Source organism: Streptomyces sp. NPDC045846 (assembly GCF_056431605.1).
On record NZ_JBWKKJ010000002.1, the window covers coordinates 512,806 to 532,508 of the forward strand.

Annotated in this window: 12 protein-coding genes; 8 read left to right on the forward strand and 4 right to left on the reverse strand. The window is 72.0% G+C overall.

Annotation, left to right across the window (positions count from 1 at the left end; translation table 11 throughout):
• Positions 1 to 18: 18 nt before the first annotated feature.
• Complete coding sequence (locus AC07F3_RS07225; RefSeq protein ID WP_479111308.1) at positions 19 to 2,502, forward strand: sensor histidine kinase; 2,484 nt, start codon at positions 19 to 21, stop codon at positions 2,500 to 2,502.
• Here AC07F3_RS07225 and AC07F3_RS07230 read toward each other — a convergent pair.
• Positions 2,435 to 3,049, reverse strand: a complete 615-nt coding sequence (locus tag AC07F3_RS07230) for a response regulator transcription factor (RefSeq protein WP_053726109.1) — start codon at positions 3,047 to 3,049, stop codon at positions 2,435 to 2,437. The two genes, AC07F3_RS07225 and AC07F3_RS07230, sit on opposite strands and share 68 nt — an antisense overlap.
• A gap of 351 nt (positions 3,050 to 3,400) precedes the next feature.
• Here AC07F3_RS07230 and AC07F3_RS07235 point away from each other — a divergent pair, with 351 nt between their 5' ends.
• The 4 genes from AC07F3_RS07235 to AC07F3_RS07250 all read left to right on the forward strand — a co-directional run bounded on the left by AC07F3_RS07235 (position 3,401) and on the right by AC07F3_RS07250 (position 8,124).
• Positions 3,401 to 3,736, forward strand: coding sequence for a DUF6059 family protein (locus AC07F3_RS07235; RefSeq protein WP_479111310.1), 336 nt, complete (start codon positions 3,401 to 3,403; stop codon positions 3,734 to 3,736).
• 101 nt (positions 3,737 to 3,837) lie between these two features.
• Positions 3,838 to 5,553: a fatty acyl-AMP ligase gene (locus AC07F3_RS07240; protein ID WP_479111312.1), complete on the forward strand. Its 1,716-nt coding sequence runs from the start codon at positions 3,838 to 3,840 to the stop codon at positions 5,551 to 5,553.
• A 4-nt stretch (positions 5,554 to 5,557) separates the two neighbouring features.
• Complete coding sequence (locus AC07F3_RS07245) at positions 5,558 to 7,291, forward strand: acyl-CoA dehydrogenase (protein ID WP_479111314.1); 1,734 nt, start codon at positions 5,558 to 5,560, stop codon at positions 7,289 to 7,291.
• A complete protein-coding gene (locus AC07F3_RS07250; protein WP_479111316.1) occupies positions 7,288 to 8,124 on the forward strand; it encodes a 4'-phosphopantetheinyl transferase family protein in 837 nt (278 codons plus the stop codon). Before AC07F3_RS07245 ends, AC07F3_RS07250 begins: the two co-directional genes overlap by 4 nt.
• Before the next feature lie 191 nt (positions 8,125 to 8,315).
• Here the strand turns inward: AC07F3_RS07250 and rpsT are convergent, their stop codons facing one another.
• Positions 8,316 to 8,582 carry a 30S ribosomal protein S20 gene (gene rpsT, locus AC07F3_RS07255; protein WP_114035358.1) on the reverse strand — a complete coding sequence of 89 codons (267 nt, stop codon included), beginning with the start codon at positions 8,580 to 8,582 and terminating at the stop codon, positions 8,316 to 8,318.
• A gap of 226 nt (positions 8,583 to 8,808) precedes the next feature.
• Between rpsT and lepA the strand changes: the two genes are divergently transcribed.
• Entirely contained in the window at positions 8,809 to 10,674 is a 1,866-nt protein-coding gene (gene lepA / locus AC07F3_RS07260) for a translation elongation factor 4 (RefSeq protein WP_479111318.1), read from the forward strand.
• A 236-nt stretch (positions 10,675 to 10,910) separates the two neighbouring features.
• Complete coding sequence (locus AC07F3_RS07265) at positions 10,911 to 12,794, forward strand: AMP-dependent synthetase/ligase (RefSeq protein ID WP_479111320.1); 1,884 nt, start codon at positions 10,911 to 10,913, stop codon at positions 12,792 to 12,794.
• A gap of 6 nt (positions 12,795 to 12,800) precedes the next feature.
• Here AC07F3_RS07265 and AC07F3_RS07270 read toward each other — a convergent pair whose 3' ends face one another.
• Together AC07F3_RS07270 and AC07F3_RS07275 are read right to left on the reverse strand one after the other, a co-directional pair.
• Positions 12,801 to 13,388 carry a response regulator gene (locus AC07F3_RS07270; protein WP_479111322.1) on the reverse strand — a complete coding sequence of 196 codons (588 nt, stop codon included), beginning with the start codon at positions 13,386 to 13,388 and terminating at the stop codon, positions 12,801 to 12,803.
• 11 nt (positions 13,389 to 13,399) lie between these two features.
• On the reverse strand, positions 13,400 to 17,482 hold the full coding sequence (locus tag AC07F3_RS07275; RefSeq protein WP_479111915.1) for a HAMP domain-containing protein: 4,083 nt from the start codon (positions 17,480 to 17,482) through the stop codon (positions 13,400 to 13,402).
• Positions 17,483 to 17,692: 210 nt separating this feature from the next.
• Here AC07F3_RS07275 and AC07F3_RS07280 point away from each other — a divergent pair, with 210 nt between their 5' ends.
• A complete protein-coding gene (locus AC07F3_RS07280; protein WP_479111917.1) occupies positions 17,693 to 19,651 on the forward strand; it encodes a SpoIIE family protein phosphatase in 1,959 nt (652 codons plus the stop codon).
• The last annotated feature ends 52 nt before the right edge of the window (positions 19,652 to 19,703 follow it).

Genomic DNA, 19,703 nt, shown 5'->3' on the forward strand with positions numbered 1-19,703 from the left:
CAAGTTCATGGGGGAGACTTGGGGACCGATGCGGTCGGCCGCACCGACGGGGAACCGGTGTGGGGGGACGGGGGCGTGCTGCCGCGGCGTACGGCGGTCGCCATCACCGCGGGGGTGCTGCTCGGCTTCGTCGTCATCGACGGCAGTCACGTCTGGGCCGAACATCCCTCCGTGTGGCACGGGTCGGCCGCCGCGCTCGGCTTCGCCGCGATCATGGGGCTCCAACTGGCCCATTCCTTCCCCGGGTTCCTGCCGGGGCCCGGGCGCCTGCGCTACGCGACCTGGCTGCTGCTCGGACTGCTGGCGTACGCGCCGATCAGCGTGTTCGGGGCCGCGTGGGGCGGGATGGCGGAGTTCCTGACCGCTTCCTGCGTGCTGGTGTTCCCGGCGACGGTCGGCTGGCCGCTCTTCGCCTGTGCGGTCGTGGGGCAGTGCGCGATGTTCTGCCAATTCGGCTTCGGCACCGGGGAGTTCGTGTACGGCTGCGTCGAAGCGGTGCTGATTCCGCTGGTCGTCATCGGACTCTCGCGGATGTCCGACATGATCGACCGGCTGCACCGCTCGCGCGAGGAGCTCTCGCGGCTGGCCGTCGCGGGCGAGCGCTTACGGTTCGCGCGGGACCTGCACGAGGTGCTCGGCCTCAGCCTCTCGGAGATCTCCCACAAGTGCGAACTGGCGTACCGGCTGCTTGCGGACGCTCCCGCCCGGGCGTACGAGGAACTGGGGGAGGCGCTGCGCACCTCGCGCAAGGCGCTCGCGGATGTGCGCTCCGTCAGCCGCGGCTACCGCCAGATGTCCCTGTCGGACGAGGCGAAGGCGGCGGTTCCGGTGCTCTCGGCGGCGGGGATCGACACCACCGTGCGCCACCGCTGCGGCGACCTGCCCGCCCCCGTGGACACCGTGCTGGCCACGGTGCTCGGCGAGGGGCTGACGAACATGCTGCGGCACAGCAGGGCCGAGCGCTGTGTGATCACCACGGAGTGCGGTGGTGGTGTCGCCGTGCTGGTGCTCGGCAACGACGGCGTCGGCCGGACGGGAGCGCCGGCGTCCGGCGGCGGGCTCGCCGCGCTCGACTCCCGCCTGCGCGAACTCGGCGGCACTCTGACCCACGGCGCCGACGGCCGGGGCTGGTTCAGGCTGCGGGCGGTCGTGCCGCTGCGGCAGGACGCGGAGACTTCGGGGCCGCGGCGGCGTGCCCGGGCCGTCGGCGACCGGAGCAGGGCGGGCCGGCCGGGCAGCACCGCCATGATGCCCCGGGCCGCGGGCGCGATCGCCCTCGCGGTCCTGGTGGGCTACTTCCTGTCGTACTCGGCCGAAGGCTGGTCCTACGCGCCCTACGCGCACGGGCTGTGCACCGTCGAACTCTGTCTGCTCGGCTGCCTCGCGCTCCAGCTCGCCGAGTCCTTCCACCGGCGCTTCGCCTGGGGGGCGCGCTGGACGGGACGGCTGCGGTACGGGGCGCTGGGGGCGCAGGCGCTGCTCCAGTTCGTGCCGTTCCTGGTGTACGGCAGGGCGTGGGCGGGCATTCCCGGCTTCCTCGCCGGATCGGCGCTGCTCGCGCTGCCGGCGGTGGCGGGCTGGCCGGTCCTGGTGCTGGTCACCGTGGCGAGCGACGCCGCGCAGTACGCGGTCGGGGTCTCGGCGCAGGACGTGATCTACGAGACCGCGTACACCCCGATCTGCGCCGTGGTCGTCTTCGGGCTGACCAGGATGGCCCAGCTGGCCTGCGAACTCCACCGCTCCCGCGCCGGGATCGCCCGCCTGGCCGTCACCACCGAGCGCCTGCGGTTCGCCCGTGACCTGCACGATCTGCTCGGGTTCAGCCTGTCCGCGATCACGCTCAAGTGCGAGCTGGTACGGCGGCTCGGGCCGGACCGGCCGGAGCAGGCGCGGCAGGAGCTGACCGAGGTGCTCGGCATCGTCCGGGACGCGCTCGGCGATGTGCGGACGGTGGCGGGCGGCAGTCGGAGCATGTGTCTGAGCGCGGAGGCCGAGCACGCCATGGCCGTGCTCTGCGGTGTGGGCATCCACGCCACCGTCCGGCTCGACTGCGGTGAGCTGCCCGGCGACGTGGAGACCGTGTTCGCCACGCTGGTGCGCGAGGGCCTGACGAACATGCTGCGGCACGGCCGGCCGAAGTGGTGCGAGATCACCGCCGAGCGGACGGCGGGCGCGGTGCGGCTGAGTCTCGTCAACGACGGGGCGGACCGGCCGGGCGATCCTTTTCTCGCCTCGCGGCTCGGCGGGGGCAGCGGGATCGGCAATCTGACGTCGCGGATCGAGGCGGTCAACGGGCGGCTCACGGCGGGCCCGCGGCCGGACGGCCGGTTCGAGCTCAGGGCCGAGGTCGAGCTCCGGGCGGCCCGGGGGCAGGGCGGAACGCCCTGCGGAAACGTTTCGGCCGGGGCTGATGCGGCAGCCCCGGGCCCGGTCGTCAGACCGAGTGCAGCCAGCCGGCCTCGCGGGCGATGCGGATCGCGTCGACACGGTTACGCGCGTTGAGTTTGCTGACGGCCGACGTCAGGTAGTTGCGTACGGTGCCGGACGAGAGGTGGAGGCGGGACGCGATCTGGCCGGCCTCCATGCCCTCGGAGGCCAGCTGGAGCACCTCCCGCTCGCGGTCGGTGAGCGGCGACGGGCCCGAGTCGAGCGTGGCGAGCGCCAGTTGCGGGTCGATGACGCGCTCGCCCGCCGCCACCTGGCGGATCGCGGCGCAGAGGCTGTCGGGGTCGGAGTCCTTCGGCAGGAAACCGGAGACGTGGGCGGCCAGCGCCCGTCTGAGGTTCCCGGGTCTGCCCAGGCTGGTCAGGATGAGCGTGCGGCACTCCGGTACCGAGGTGTGCAGTCCGGCGGCGGCGGTGATTCCGTCGGTGCCGGGCAGGTCGATGTCGAGGACGGCGACATCCGGCCGCATCGCCATCGCGGTCGGCACGATGTCCGTGCCCGACGACAGCTCGGCGACCACTTCCAGGTCGGACTCCAGTTCAATGAGCGACACCAATGCCTTGCGCAGCATATGCATGTCTTCGGCAATCAGAACTCGCACCATGGTGCCCCCCGTTGTGCTGGATCATGAGTCGGTCGCACGGGCATGCCCGCCGGATCCTGCCCCGAACGCGCCACAAGACGCTGCCCGTGGTGGTCGATCGGATCCGCCGGTCACGTCCTAGCGATTATGCAATAGGCCGTGGCCGCCACCGGAGGCCGAGACCAATTAGGCACATGCCGTTTCAGGACCGGTACGTGTGGTTCCGCACCCGCGCCTTTCAGCCAGAACCCGACCACGGCTCAAGTGGCCGCTCCCATCCTCCCTCCACCCAGGCGCCGTCCGGCGGCCAGGGGGAAGGGAGAGGTGACGTGAACATGAACGGACACCCCAGCTCGGAAGGTGTTCTCTGACATGGCCGTCCGGAAGAACCCCGACGTACCGGACGGCCCGGACGGCTCCGCCGGCCGCCGCAAGGGCACATGGCGCCGCCTCATCGGCCGTTGTCTGCGACCGGTGGGCGAGGCGCTCATGGTCCACGGTGGCGTTGACATGTATCTGACCGCCGCCGACGGGAACAGGGCCCGGCGGCGCTCGCTCGACAGCGGGTTCCGCCTCATGCTGCGCACCGACGCGGACGGCCCGCCCCCGGGCCACCCCGAACGGCTGCGCCCCGACGTCCCGCTCACCCGCCAGGAACTCCTGCTCCTGCAGGACCTGTTGAACGAGGCGCCCGGACACAGAAGGTGAGCGGCGGCGCCGCCCAGAACAGTTGATCTTCGAGTGCAGGTCGAGGGGCCGAGCGGAGAGTAGGAGGACCAACCATCCGTCCGAGCACCAGGGAGCAGAGGATGACCCCAGCCACGAGCTTCACGCAGGCACTGGCGGCGCGGTTCGCCGACCGAGCCGCACGGACCGCTCTGCTCTGCCTGGACGGTGACGGCGACGCCGACCGGCTCACCTACCGGGACCTCGACGTACGGGCCAGATCCGTCGCGGCCGCGCTGCTGCGCCGCCGCGCGGCCGGCGCGCCCGTGCTGATCTCCATGGACGGCGGCCCGCACACCGTCGCCGCCCTCGTGGGCTGCCTGTACGCGGGCGCCGTCGCCGTGCCGGTGCCGCCGCCGGACGGCTCGCGCGCCGCCGCCGAGCGCACCGCCGCGATCGCCGCCGAGACGGACGCCGCCGTCATGCTCACCGAGTCCGCGCACGCCCCCGAACTGTCCCGCCGCCTCGCGGACGCCGGACGCTCCTCGGTGGTGTGCCTGGCCGTCGACTGCCTGCCCGACGACGGCGCGGACTGGCGGCCGCCCGCCCTCGACGGCTCCGACCTCGCGCTCCTCCAGTACACCTCCGGGTCCACCGCCGCCCCGCGCGGTGTCCAGGTCACCCACGCCAACCTCCTCGCCACCATGGAGAGTCTGCGCACCGCGCTCGGCACCGACGAGGACGCCCGCATCGGCGGCTGGCTCCCGCTCCACCACGACCTCGGCCTGATCGGCCAGCTCCTGCACCCGCTCTGGCTCGGCGCCACCGCCGTCCTGATGCCCGGGCGCCGGTTCGCCACGGCCCCCCTGAGCTGGCTGCGCGAGGTGGCCCGGCACCGCGTCACCGTCACCGCCGCCCCCGACTCCGCGTACGTCCGCTGCCTGGCCGAAGCCACCGACGAGGACCTCGCGGGCCTGGACCTGAGCGCGCTCGCCACCGCCGTCAACGCCTCCGAGCCGGTCTCCGCCGTCACCCTGTCCTCCTTCGCCCACCGCTTCGCCGCCGCGGGCCTGCGCCCCGGCGCGCTCGCCGCCGGGTACGGCCTCGCCGAGGCCACCCTCCTGGTCAGCCTCGCCGACCGGCTCCCGCCCGCACCGGCCACCGTCTCCGCCGAGGCCCTGGAGCGCGGCGAGCTGAGCCCGCCGGTGCCCGGCCACCCGGTGCGCACCCTGGCCGGCTGCGGACCCGCGCGGGGCGTCACCGTACGCATCGTCGACCCGGAGAGCTCGGCCGTGCTGCCCGAGGGGGCCGTCGGCGAGATCTGGGTGCGCGGCGAGGCCGTCGCCGACGGCTACTGGCGCCGCCCCCTGGAGACCGCCGCCGCCTTCGGCCACGCCACCGCCTGCGGCGAGTACGGCTTCCTGCGCACCGGCGACCTCGGCGCGCTGCGCGACGGCGAGCTCTACCTCACCGGCCGCATCAAGGACGCCCTCCTCGTCGACGGCCGCACCCTGCACCCGCAGGAGGCCGAGCGCCAACTCGCCCAGTCCGGCGCCCCGTTCGGCTCGGCCGTGGTGCTGGCCGCGCCCGCCGAGCACGAGGAGATCGTCGCCATCCAGGAGATCCGCGGCGCCGGCTGGAGCCGCGGCCAGCTCGCCGACCTCGCCGAGCGGGTCCGCGGCTGCCTGCACCAGGAGTTCGGCGCCTCGCTCGGCGGCGTGGTCCTGGTCCGCCCCGGCACCGTGCGCCGCACCACCAGCGGCAAGGTCCGCCGCTCGCTCATGCGCGAGCTCTACCTGCGCGGCGAACTGCGCCCGCTGTACGCCTCGGCGCCGCCGTACGCCGCAGAAGGAGGCTGAGCCCATGCCCACCGCCACCGTCCGAGCCGCCGGCCCGGACGTACGCCAGCGCGCCGAGCGGCTCGAATTCCGCTTCGGCGACCCCTGCGACCCGGCCAACCCGCTGGGCTTCCGCGCCCTGCTCGCCGCCGACGGGGACAGCGAACTCCTCGCCGCCGCCGAGGAGTTGCTGGACGAGGAGGGGTTCGGCGCCGAATTGGTGCCGGTCTCCCTCGGCGGCCGGCTGCGCGACGCCGACCAGCTGATGCGTCTGCTGCGCCCGGTCTTCCGCCGCGACGTCGCGCTCGCCTTCGGCTACGGCATCACCTCGCTGTTCGCGGCCGCCCCGGTGTTCGCCGCCGGGTCGCCCGCCCAGCGCGAGCGCGTGGCCGGGCTGCTCGTGTCGGGGGGCCGCGCGGCCATCGTGCACCGCTCGCTCGCCCACGGCACCGCGATGCTGCGCGGCGAACTCACCGCCATGGAGTACTCCGGCGGCTTCGTCCTGGACGGCCGCAAGGACGTCGTCATCAACGCCGAACGCGCGGGCGCCGTCGTCGCCTACGTCCGCACCGACCCCGCCCCGGGCCCGGCGTCCCACTCGGTGTTCCTGCTCGACCCGGACCAACTCCCGCCGGACGGCGTGCGGTTGCTCAAGCGCACCCCCACCACGGGCATGCGCGGCTGCCGCTTCGCCGGGTACGAGTTCGACGAGTGCGAGGTGCCGGGCGCGGCGCTGGTCGGCGAACTCGGCGCGGGCGTCCGCCTTTCGCTGCGCACCTTCCAGCTCAACCGCACCCTCATCACCGGCGCCGTCATCGCCTCCGTGGACACCGTGCTGCGCGCCGCCGTGCGGTCCGCGCTCGCGGGCGGCACCCTCGGCAGGCGCCAGCGCGGGGTGCTCGCCGGGGTGTTCGCCGATCTGCTCGCGGGCGACGCCATGGCCACCGCCGTGCTGCGCGCCCTGTCCCTGCTGCCCGGAGCCGCCCATCTGGCCGCGGCCGAGCTCAAATACCTCGTACCGGACCTGCTGCGGGACGACCTGGAGGAGCTCGCCACCGTGCTCGGGGCCGGCGGCTACAGCCGCGACACCGACCAGGGCATGCTCAGCAAGCTGCTCCGCGACCTGCCGGCCGCCGGGCTCGGACACGCCGGGACCGCCTCCTGCCAGGCCGTGGTGATCCCCCAACTCCCCATGCTGGCGCGGCACTTCTGGGGAACCGAGGCGGAGCCGCCCGCCGCCCTGTTCGACCTCGGTGAACCGGTGCCGCACCTCGACATCGGCGGCCTCGAAGTCGCGGGCGGCGGCGACTTCCTGGCCGCGTCCCTCACCGCGTCGGCCGGACGCCTCGCGGGGTCGGCGGCCGAGGGCCCGTACGGCGAGGTGCTCGCCGCGATGGCCGCCGCCTTCCACGCCGACCTGCTCGCCGTGCGCGAGGCCTGCCTCCTGATCGAGCCCGGCGACCGGGCCGCGCTCGCGAGCCCCGCCACCGCCGCCCTCGCCGACCGGCACTCCGTGCTCTCGGCCGCCGGGGCGGCGCTGGCCGCCTGGGAGCGCCACCGTCACGGCGCCGGATTCCTCGCCGACCCCGCCTGGCTGGCGCTCGCGCTGCACCGCTACGGGCGCAGGCTCGGCCTCACCCTTCCTCCGCTGCCACCGGACTGCGTCGACCGGGTGGCGGAGGAGCTGCTGGCGCGATTCCGGGCCGGCCGCAGTTTCGATCTTCACGACGCGCCTCTGGCGGAAGCAGGTACCCCATGAGCCCTCTCAAAAGGACGGGCATCGCCGAACCCCTTCTGATGCCGGGACCCGACAGCCCATGGAGCCGGGTGCGGCAGGCCATGGCATGGCACGGCCATGTCGTGGTGCACGCCAACTGGCGGGACTGGCTGCCGGCGGCCATCGCCGACCCCCAGCTGCGCCCGCTGCTCGGCGCCCGGGACTGGCAGCGGCTCAACAACCTCCAGGACCCGGAGGCCCGCGACCGCTTCGCCGCCTCCCGGCTCCTGGTCAAGCACACGGCGGGCGCGGCCCTCCAGACCCCGCCCGAGACCGTCGAGCTGGCCTCCAAGGCGGGCGGGCGCCCCTATCTGCGCGGCTGCGACCAGATCGAGGTCAGCCTCAGCCACACCCGGGACCTCCTGGTGGTGGGCCTCAACCGGCGCGGCCGGGTCGGCGTCGACACCGAGCTCGCCGACCGCCGCATCCAGTACTCCGCGGTCCAGCGCCATCTGTGCACCCCCGCCGAGCGCCGCTGGCTCGGCGATCTCGACGAGGCCGAGCAGCAGCGCCGCCTGGTGCGCACCTGGACCCTGAAGGAGGCGTACACCAAGGCGCTCGGCCAGGGCATGCGGATGGGCTTCACCCAGTTCGGCTTCGACGCGGAGGGCACCAGCCTGCTCACCCCGCAGGGCGGGCCCGCCTCGCACGGCGAGTGGGCGTTCGCCACCTTCGAGCTGGACGGCGGCTATCTGGTGGGGGTGGCCTGCCACGACGCGGGGCTGCGCGACGAGGGCGACACCGCGGTCTCCACGATGCTCGACGAGGGCTTCCTCGGCGAGGTCGTCGAGCTGGTCGGCCGCGCCCCGCACTGAGCGGCCCCGGGCAGCACGAAGGCCCCGTTCCGTCCTGGGGAAGGATGGAACGGGGCCTTCGCGTTGCTTCTGGATAGCGCCGCGCCCGCGTGGCGAACGCGTCCGCGCGCGGCACTGAGCTGCCGTCGGGGAGCGGTAGAGGGGCCGCTGGGTCCCGTCGGGCGGGTCGATCAGATGAAGCGGGTTACGTCTTAGCCCTGGAGGGCGGCAACCTTGCGCGCCAGCGCCGACTTCTTGTTGGCGGCGGCGTTCTTGTGGATGACACCCTTGCTGACGGCCTTGTCGAGCTTCTTGGAGGCCTCGCGAGCGGCCACGGTGGCCTTCTCGAGGTCGCCGGCCGTGACAGCCTCGCGAGCCTTGCGGATCGCGGTCTTGAGCGAGGACTTGACGGCCTTGTTGCGCAGGCGCGCCTTCTCGTTCGTCTTGTTCCGCTTGATCTGGGACTTGATGTTCGCCACGAAAGAGCCTTTGCAGGTTCGATGATTCGATCTTAGGTCGCGCCCCGCCGCCACAAGGGTGACGAGACACAGCTGTCCACGGTACCAGCCGCCCCCCGACCAGCCCAAACCGAGCACAGGCCCGCGGGCGTGGGACCATAGAGGCTGCTACTTACGTATCGAACCGTCGTCGACCCGAGACGAGGCGCCGCGATTCGACCGCGCGTCTCAAGAATCAGGACCCTGCGTGCCCGCGACTCCTCCCCACGTGCCCGAGCCGAGCCGTACCGACCCGGCGCTGATCCGCAACTTCTGCATCATCGCGCACATCGACCACGGCAAGTCGACCCTTGCCGACCGGATGCTCCAGCTGACCGGCGTGGTCGAGCAGCGGCAGATGCGCGCTCAGTACCTCGACCGCATGGACATCGAGCGCGAGCGCGGCATCACGATCAAGTCCCAGGCGGTCCGTCTGCCGTGGGCCCCCACCGAGGGCCCCGGCCAGGGCCGGGCCCACATCCTGAACATGATCGACACCCCGGGTCACGTGGACTTCACGTACGAGGTGTCGCGCTCGCTGGCCGCCTGCGAGGGCACGGTCCTGCTGGTGGACGCCGCCCAGGGCATCGAGGCGCAGACCCTGGCCAACCTGTACCTGGCCATGGAGAACGACCTCACCATCGTCCCGGTCCTCAACAAGATCGACCTGCCGGCCGCGCAGCCCGAGAAGTTCTCCGAGGAGCTCGCGAACCTCATCGGCTGCCAGCCGGAGGACGTGCTGAAGGTCTCGGCGAAGACCGGCGTCGGCGTGGACGCGCTCCTGGACCGGGTGGTCCGCGACGTGCCCGCCCCGGTCGGCGTCGCCGACGCGCCCGCCCGCGCGATGATCTTCGACTCGGTGTACGACTCCTACCGCGGCGTCGTCACGTACGTCCGTGTCGTCGACGGCCAGCTCAACAAGCGCGAGCGCATCCGCATGATGTCGACCGGCGCCACGCACGAGCTCTTGGAGATCGGCGTCTCGTCCCCCGAGATGACCCCGGCCGACGGCATCGGCGTCGGCGAGGTGGGCTACATCATCACCGGCGTGAAGGACGTCCGTCAGTCCAAGGTCGGTGACACCATCACCAGCCTGCACAACGGGGCCACCGAGGCGCTGGGCGGCTACAAGGACCCGAAGCCGATGGTCTTCTCCGGTCTGTATCCGCTGGACGGCTCGGACTACCCCGACCTGCGCGAGGCCCTCGACAAGCTCCAGCTCAACGACGCCGCCCTGGTGTACGAGCCCGAGACCTCTGCGGCCCTCGGCTTCGGCTTCCGCGTCGGCTTCCTCGGCCTGCTGCACCTGGACGTGATCCGCGAGCGCCTGGAGCGTGAGTTCGGCCTCGACCTGATCGCCACCGCGCCGAACGTGGTCTACCGGGTCGTCCTGGAGGACGGCAAGGAGGTCACGGTCACCAACCCGAGCGAGTTCCCCGAGGGCAAGATCTCGGACGTGTACGAGCCGGTCGTGCGGGCCACGATCCTCGCGCCCAGCGAGTTCATCGGCTCGATCATGGAGCTCTGCCAGACCCGCCGCGGCACCCTGCTCGGCATGGACTACCTCTCCGAGGACCGCGTCGAGATCCGCTACACGCTGCCGCTCGCGGAGATCGTCTTCGACTTCTTCGACCAGCTGAAGTCCAAGACGCGCGGCTACGCCTCGCTCGACTACGAGCCCACCGGCGAGCAGGCCGCCAGCCTGGTCAAGGTGGACATCCTGCTGCACGGCGACAAGGTGGACGCCTTCTCCGCCGTCTGCCACAAGGACGCGGCCTACGCCTACGGCGTCCGCCTGGTCGCCAAGCTGCGCGAGCTCATCCCGCGGCAGGCCTTCGAGGTGCCGGTGCAGGCCGCCATCGGCTCCCGGGTCATCGCCCGCGAGACGATCCGCGCCATCCGCAAGGACGTCCTCGCCAAGTGCTACGGCGGCGACATCTCCCGCAAGCGCAAGCTCCTCGAGAAGCAGAAGGAGGGCAAGAAGCGGATGAAGATGGTGGGCTCCGTCGAGGTCCCCCAGGAAGCCTTCATCGCGGTGCTCTCCAGCGACGAGTCGGGCGGCAAGAAGAAGTAGTACGCAGAGGATCACCGGTCCTCCGCACCACCGACACCAACGGACCCCCACGCCTTCGCGCGGGGGTCCGTTCGTTATGAAACCACTCTCCGTTGCCCCTTACGCGCCGGGCGGCGGCGCTCTACTCTGATCACGGCCCGATGGTTACTCGCCAGTTAAACAAGCGTCGGACAGCCAGAGCACTCGGACAACCAGCCAGTCGCGCAGCCTTGCCGCAGGCCAGCCCGGAGGACGTCGTGAGCGACACACAGACCTTGATCGAGAATCGGCCGCCGTCCGTGGCGACCCTCTTCGTCCAGCGCGTGGACGCCACGCCGGACGCGGAGGCCTACCGCTACCCGGTACCGGCCGCGGGCCAGGCCCCCGACGAGTGGAAGTCGCTGAGCTGGGCCCAGGCCGCCGAGCGGGTCTACGCGATCGCCGCGGGCCTGGTCGACCTCGGGGTGCGCCCCGAGGAGCGGGTCGCGCTCGCCTCCTCCACCCGCGTCGAGTGGATCCTGGCCGACCTCGGCGTGATGTGCGCGGGCGCCGCCACGACCACGATCTACCCCTCCACCAACGCCGAGGAGTCGGCGTTCATCCTGGCCGACTCCGAGAGCCGCGTCCTGATCGCCGAGGACGCCGCCCAGCTGGCCAAGGCCCGCGAGCGCCGCGCCGAGCTGCCCGACCTCAGGCACGTCGTGGTCATCGATCCGGCCGGCGCCGAGCCCGCCGAGGGCGACCCGGAGGGCTGGGTGCTCAGTCTCGCCGAGGTCGAGGCGCGCGGCGCCGCCCATCTGGAGAAGAACCCCGAGGCGGTCCGGGAGCGGATCGCGGCCATCACCGCCGACCAGCTCGCCACCCTCATCTACACCTCCGGCACCACGGGCAGGCCCAAGGGCGTACGGCTGCCGCACGACAACTGGTCGTACATGGCCAAGGCGACCGTCGCGACCGGGCTGATCACCAGCGAGGACGTGCAGTACCTCTGGCTGCCGCTCGCGCACGTCTTCGGCAAGGTGCTGACCTCCGGCCAGATCGAGGTCGGCCACGTGACGGCCGTCGACGGCCGGATCGACAAGATCATCGAGAATCTGCCGGTGGTCCAGCCCACCTACATGGCCGCGGTGCCCCGCATCTTCGAGAAGGTCTACAACGGCGTCGCGGGCAAGGCACGCGAGGGCGGCGGGGCCAAGTACAAGATCTTCCAGTGGGCGGCCGGGGTGGCCCGCGAGTACGCCAAGGTCAGCCAGGACAACTTCCGCCGCACCGGCCGCCCCGGGGCGCCGTTCGCGCTCGCCGCCAGGCACAAGGTGGCCGACGCGCTGGTCTTCAGCAAGATCCGCGAGGCGTTCGGCGGACGCCTGCGGGCCTGCGTCTCCGGCTCGGCGGCGCTCGCGCCCGAGATCGGCTTCTTCTTCGCCGGCGCCGGCATCCACATCCTGGAGGGCTACGGCCTCACCGAGTCCTCGGCCGCCTCCTTCGTCAACCCGGGCGAGGCCTACCGCACCGGCACGGTCGGCAAGCCGCTGCCCGGCACCGAGGTGCGGATCGCGGACGACGGCGAGATCCTGCTGCGCGGCCCCGGCATCATGCAGGGCTACCACCGGCTGCCGGAGAAGACCGCCGAGGTCCTGGAGTCCGACGGCTGGTTCCACACCGGTGACATCGGCGAGCTGTCCGCGGACGGCTACCTGCGGATCACCGACCGCAAGAAGGACCTCATCAAGACCTCCGGCGGCAAGTACATCGCGCCCGCCGAGGTCGAGGGCCAGTTCAAGGCGGTCTGCCCGTTCGTCTCCAACATCCTGGTGCACGGCGCCGACCGGAACTTCTGCACCGCCCTGATCTCGCTCGACGAGCCCACCATCCTCGGCTGGGCCAAGGAGCAGGGCATCGCCGGCGGGTACGCCGAGATCGTGGCGTCCCCGAAGACCGTGGAGATGGTCGACGGCTACGTCAAGCGGCTCAACGAGGGCCTCCAGCGCTGGCAGACGATCAAGAAGTTCCGGCTGCTGCCGCGCGATCTCGACGTGGAGCACGGCGAGCTGACGCCCAGCCTCAAGCTGAAGCGCCCGGTCGTCGAGCGCGAGTACCGGGACCTGATCGAGGAGATGTACGCGGGCTCCCGCGAGGCCTGAGTAGAGCTAGGGGATGCCGCGGGCCCGTCTCAGGGCCCGCAGGGCCTCCTCCAGGCGGCCCATCCGGTCGCGCAGCTCCGCCACCTCGGCGAGCCCGCCCCGGGCCAGCTCGTCCTCGATCGCGCCGAGCCGCTCGGCGATCAGGTCGAACTGCTTGTGCTCGGCGGCCAGCATCCGCTCCAACTGCCGGTTCTTGCGGTGCAGTTCGAGGAACACGTTCACCTTGGCGCGCAGCACCCACGGGTCGAAGGGCTTGGTGAGGAAGTCCGCCGCGCCCGTGGCGTACCCGCGGAACGCGTAGCCGTCATCGCCGTCCGTGCCGGTCAGGAAGATGATCGGCACGTCCTTCGTCTGGTCGAGCCGCTTGATGTTGGACGCCGTCTCGAAGCCGTCCATGCCCGGCATCCGCACGTCGAGCAGCACCACCGCGAACCGCTGCCGCAGCAGCGCCTTCATCGCCTCCTCGCCCGAACGCGCCCTGACCAGCGGCTCGTTGAGGGAGCCGAGGACGGCCTCCAGGGCCATCAGGTTGTCCTCCATGTCGTCGACGAGGAGGATGCTCGCCCGGTCTCCGGGCGCTGCCTCTGCGCTCATTGCCGGTCGCCTCACGCGTTCGGTGGCGCAGCCGCGGACTCCCCGGTGCCGCTGGACTGCTCCGGGACGGACGGGGTGGATTCGGCCTGATCCGGCCGGGCCTCGGGGTCCAGCAGGCCGCAGACGACGCCGAGGAGCAGGTCCACGTCGACGGGCTTGGGCACGTACTCGTTGGCGCCCCGGGCGATCGACTTCTCGCGGTCGCCCGGCATCGCCTTCGCGGTCAGCGCGACGATCGGCAGATCGGTCCACAGCGGGCTGCGCCGGATCGCCTCGATCGTCTCGTAGCCGTCCATCTCCGGCATCATGATGTCCATCAGGACCAGCTCGACATCGGGATTGCGCTCCAGGGTCTCGATGCCCTCGCGCCCGTTCTCCGCGTACAGGACCGGCATGCCGACCCGGCCGAGGACGTGGGTGAGGGCGAAGACGTTGCGGATGTCGTCGTCCACGATCAGCACCCGCCGGCCGGGCAGGACCTGACCGGCCCGGCCCAGCTTCCACTCCTCGAGCCGTGTGCTGGTGGGCCAGCCGTCGTCCTGGTCGGGCAGCAGGACGTGTGTGTCCGAGAGCCGGTGGGAGGAGCCGAGGGTGACGTCCGGGAGGTGCTGCTCGGCCTCGCTCGGCAGGTGCCCGGGGTATCCGGGGTAGAGGACGGGCACGTACAGGGTGAAGGTGGAGCCGCGGCCCGGCTCGCTCTCGGCGATGATGCGGCCGCCGAGCAGCCCGGCGATCTCGCGGCTGATGGACAGGCCGAGGCCGGTGCCGCCGTACTTGCGGTTGGTGGTGCCGTCGGCCTGCTGGAACGCCTCGAAGATCACCGGGAGCTTCTCGGCGGCGATGCCGATGCCGGTGTCGCGGACGGCGAAGGCGAGCAGGTCGTCGGCGCCGTGCAGCACCCCGTCCTCCGGGTCCCGCAGGCGGCTGACGCGCAGCTCGACGCGGCCCGACGAGGTGAACTTGATCGCGTTCGACAGCAGGTTGCGCAGGATCTGCTGGATGCGCTGCTCGTCGGAGTACATCTCGCGCGGCACGTCCTCGCCCACCACCACCTCGAAGGCGAGCCCGCGGTCGAGGGTGAGGGGGCGGAAGGTGGCGTGGACGTAGTCGAGGAGCTTGATGAGGGGGAGCTTCTTGGGGCGGACGTCCATGCGGCCCGCCTCGATCTTCGACAGGTCCAGGATGTCGTTGATCAGCTGGAGGAGGTCCGAGCCCGAGCGGTGGATCGTCGTCGCGAACTGCACCTCCTGGTCGGACAGGTGGGCGTCGGGGTTGTCGGAGAGGAGCCGGGCGAGGATGAGCAGCGAGTTGAGCGGGGTGCGCAGCTCGTGCGACATGTTCGCCAGGAACTCCGACTTGTACTGGGAGCTGGTCGCCAACAGGGCCGCCTTCTCCTCCAGTTCGGCGTTCGAGCGCTGCAACTCCGCCTGCTGGCGCTGGAGTTCGTCCGAGCGCTCCTGGAGCTGGACCGCCAGGCGCTGCGACTCGCTCAGGAGCGACTCCGTGCGGGAGTTGGCGATGATGGTGTTGATCGCGACGCCGATCGTGTTCACGAACTGGTCGAAGAAAGCCAGGTGGACGTCGGAGAAGCGGGAGAAGGAGGCGAGCTCGATCACGCCGAGCAGCTTGTCCTCGAAGAGGATCGGGATGATGACGACGCTGGCGGGGGAGGCCTCGCCGAGCCCCGAGTTGATCTTGATGTAGTCCGGCGGCGCCTCTTCGAGCAGGATCCGCTTCTTCTCCAGGGCCGCTTGGCGGACCAGGCCGTGGCCCGGCATGCCCGTCGTGTCCACGGTCGCGCCCTGCGCCGAGCCGTACCCCGCGATGAAGGCGAGGCCCTTGGCGGAGCTGGTGATGCGCGAGGGCGCGCCCTCGTTGTCGGGGTCGGCCAGGAAGAAGGCGCCGTACTGGGCGTTCACCAGCGGCGTGAGCTCGCGCAGGATCAGGTCGGCGACCTCCATCAGGTCCCGGTGGCCCTGCATCAGCCCGGCCAGCCGGGCGAGGTTGGACTCCAGCCAGTCCTTGGCGCGGGTCGTCTCGCGCAGGTTGGACACCATCAGATTGATGTTGTCCTTCAGCTCGGAGACCTCGCCCCGGGTCTCCACGGTGATCGAGCGCGACATGTCGCCCTGCGCCACGGCCGAGGCGACCTCGGCGATCGCGCGGACCTGGGTGGTCAGGTTCAGGGCGAGCTCGTTGACGTTCGTCGTCAGGCGCTTCCACGTCCCGTACACGCCCTCGACCCGCGCCTGGCCGCCGAGCTGGCCCTCGCTGCCGACCTCGCGGGCCACGCGGGTGACCTCCGAGGAGAACGAGGACAGCGTGTCCACCATCGTGTTGATGGTGGTCTTCAGCTCCAGGATCTCGCCGCGCGCGTCCACGTCGATCTTCTTCGACAGGTCGCCCTGGGCCACCGCCGTGGCCACCTGGGCGATGTTGCGGACCTGTGAAGTCAGGTTGTCCGCCATGTAGTTGACGTTGTCGGTGAGGTCCTTCCACACCCCGGAGACGCCAAGGACCTGGGCGCGGCCGCCGAGCCGCCCGTCGGTGCCGACCTCGCGGGCCACCCGGGTGACCTCGTCGGCGAACGCGCGCAGCTGCTCCACCATCGTGTTGACGGTGTCCTTCAGCTCCAGGATCTCGCCCCGGGCGTCCACCGTGATCTTCTTCGACAGGTCGCCGTTGGCGACGGCGGTGGTGACCTGGGCGATGTTGCGGACCTGGGAGGTCAGGTTGGAGGCCATGAAGTTGACGTTGTCCGTGAGGTCCATCCACACCCCCGACACGCCCCGCACCTGGGCCTGGCCGCCGAGGTTGCCCTCGGTGCCGACCTCGCGGGCGACGCGGGTGACCTCGTCGGCGAAGGCGGAGAGCTGGTCGACCATCGTGTTGATGGTCGACTTCAGCTCCAGGATCTCGCCCTTCGCCTCCACGGTGATCTTCTTGCCGAGGTCGCCCTGCGCGACGGCCGTCGACACGAGCGCGATGTTGCGGACCTGTGAAGTCAGGTTGTCCGCCATGAAGTTGACGTTCTCCGTGAGGTCCTTCCAGACCCCGGACACCCCGCGCACCTGGGCCCGGCCGCCGAGGTTGCCCTCGGTGCCGACCTCGCGGGCGACGCGGGTGACCTCGTCCGCGAAGGCGGAGAGCTGGTCGACCATCGTGTTGATCGTCGACTTCAGCTCCAGGATCTCGCCCTGAGCGTCGACGGTGATCTTCTGGGAGAGGTCGCCGTTGGCGACGGCGGTGGTGACCTGGGCGATGTTGCGGACCTGGGAGGTCAGGTTGGAGGCCATGAAGTTGACGTTGTCCGTGAGGTCCTTCCAGACCCCGGACACCCCGCGCACCTGGGCGCGGCCACCGAGCCGCCCCTCGGTGCCGACCTCGCGGGCCACGCGGGTGACCTCGTCGGCGAACGCGGACAGCTGGTCCACCATCGTGTTCACGGTCAGCTTCAGTTCGAGCAGCTCGCCGGTCGCCTCGACCGTGACCGTACGGGTCAGATCGCCGCGGGCCACCGCCGTGGTCACGGCCGCGATGTCACGGACCTGGGCGGTCAGCCGGGAGGCCATGGTGTTCACGGCCTCGGTGACGTCGCGCCAACTGCCGCTTAGGCCCTGCACCTTGGCCCGTCCACCGAGCCTCCCCTCGGTGCCGACCTCGCGGGCCACCCGGGTCACCTCGCCCGTGAACAGCGAGAGCTGGTCGACCATCTTGTTGACGGCCCGCCCGAGCCGGCGCAGATCACCGCGCAACTGCCGGTTGCCGTCGTGCAGATCGACCCGCTGGGTCAGATCGCCGCCCGCCACCGCGTCCAGGACCCGCGTCGCGTTCGCCGCCGGCACCACCAGGGCGTCGAGCAGGGTGTTGGCGTGGCCGATGTCGGCGGTCCAGGCGCCCTGCCCGGGGCTGGCCGCGAGCCGCTCGTCGAGCCTGCCGTGCCGGACCACCTCGCGGCGCACCCGCATCAGCTCGTCGGTGAAGTGCTGGTTGCGCACCGCCACCTGGTTGAAGAGCGCGGCCAGTTCGGCCGGCATGCCCTCGTGGACCTCTTGGAGCCGGACCCGGAAGTCGCCGTCGCGCAGGGCCGTCATGGCCGCGAGCAGGGGCCGGAGCTCCGCCGCCCGCACCCATCCGACCTCGTCCGTCGGCATAGCACTGTCTCTGTTCATGCGGGCCCACTTCGGTGACTCGGTGCTTATGGGCCCGCTCAGTCTGTCACTCTGTCGGTGTCGTGAGCGGCGCATTCGCGAGAACCGGTCAGGAGCGACACCGTGGCACCCTCACCAGCGCAGCGGGAGAGCATGAACGGCCTGTATCCCCCGACTTCCTACGACCCGGCCGAGACGGCGAAGGCGCCCCCGGGCGACGCCCCCGCCCCCGTCCCGGCGAACCCCCCGGCGGCGCGCGGCGCCCTTCCGAGCGCGCGTACCAGCCTGCCGGGCAACCCCCTCGCGCCGGGAGCCGCCCGACGGTTCATACGGGCCGCGCTGGCCGACTGGGCCGGGATCCGCCCGCCCGGAGAGCCCCAACTCGCCGAGTTCACCGAGCAGTTCGCGTACGAGGCGTCCGTCGTCGTCAACGAGCTGGTCACCAACGCCGTCGTCCACGCGGGCACCACCGTCGACGTCCTGTGCCGACTGGAGAGCGGCGAGGAGCCGGAACCCGCCGCCCTCGTCATCGAGGTCTCCGACCACCATCCCTCACGCGCGGTACGCAGCGAACCGCAGTCGGCCCGGGACGAGGGGGCCGCCTACGAGTACGGGCGCGGACTCCAGGTCGTCGCCGCCCTCGCCGAATGCTGGGGCATCACCTACCGCACCGGGCTCAAGACCGTCTGGGCCCGCCTCACCGTGGACGAGCAGGAGCCACCCGAACAGGTCGGCGCCCACCGTGACGAACTCCTCCAACGCGGCCTGCGCGTCGCCGAGATCCTCGCGCCGTCCCCGTACCGCACGCCGCGCCGGCACGACCGCGACTGGGTCAACCGGGGCGCCCTCTCCTTCCTCGCCGAGGCCTCGGACCTCCTCGCCGGGCAGTTCGACGAGGACATGATCGCGGCCCTCGCCGGACAGCTCCTGGTGCCGCGGCTCGCCGAATGGTGCGCGATCTGGCTCGACGAGGACGCGGGCGGGCCCCTGGCCGCGCCCCGCCTGGCCCGGGTCTGGCACGCGCGCGAGTCCGCCATCGAACCCCTGCGGGCCGCCGTCGAGAAGGAGCCGCCCCGGCTGCCCGCCTCCGCGCGCGGCGGCCCGGTCCCGATGCCGTGGCCCCGGGCGCCCGAACTCGGTGGCGACGGCACGGCCCTGGCCTACCGCCTCGTGGCGGGCGGCAGCGAGATGGGCGTCCTGCTGCTCGGCCGGGCCGGCCTCGTGCGGCTGCCCGACGAGGTCACCGGCCTGATCGAGGACTTCCTGCGCCGGGTGGCCCTCGCTATCGGCGCGGCCCGCCAGTACACCCGGCAGGCCACCATCAGCAGGGTGCTCCAGCGCGGGCTGCTGCCCACCCGGGTCGCCGAGATCCCCGGCATCGACAGCGCCTTCGTCTACCAGCCGAGCAACGAGGCGCTGGCGGGCGGCGACTTCTACGACGTCTTCCCCGGCGCCGACGGACGCTGGTGCTTCGCGCTCGGCGACGTCCAGGGCAGCGGCCCCGAGGCCGCCGTCGTCACCGGCCTCGCCCGGCCCTGGCTGCGACTGCTGGCCCGCGAGGGGTACGCGGTGCACGAGGTGCTGGACCGGCTCAACCAGCTGCTCGTCGACGACGCCACCGAAGCGGCCGAGGCCGCGGTCCGGCTCGCCACCGCGGACCCGGCCACCGGCACCGGGGCGCCGGACGACTCCCAGGCCCGCTTCCTCTCCCTGCTGTACGGGGAACTCGTGCCGGACGACGCCGGCGGCTCGGTGCGCTGCACCCTGGCCAGCGCCGGGCACCCGCTGCCGCTGCTCCTGCGGCCGGACGGCTCGGTCCGGCCGGCGGCCGACCCGCAGATCCTGCTCGGCGTGGTCGAGGGCGTGCGCTACGAGAGCGAGAGCCTGCGCCTGCTCCCCGGCGACACCCTGCTGTGCGTGACCGACGGGGTGACCGAGCGGCGCTCGGGGCCGCGCATGTTCGACGACGCCGACGGCCTCGCCACCGAGCTGGCCGGCTGCGTGGGCCTGACCGCGTCCGGGGTGGCCGCACGGATCAAGCAGGCGGTGCACGACTTCGGGGACACCCCGCCCGCCGACGACCTCGCCCTGCTCGTGCTCCGGGCGAGCTGAGGGCGGACCGGGCCCGGTAGGGGGAGCGCCGGGCGTGCCGGACAATGGGGGC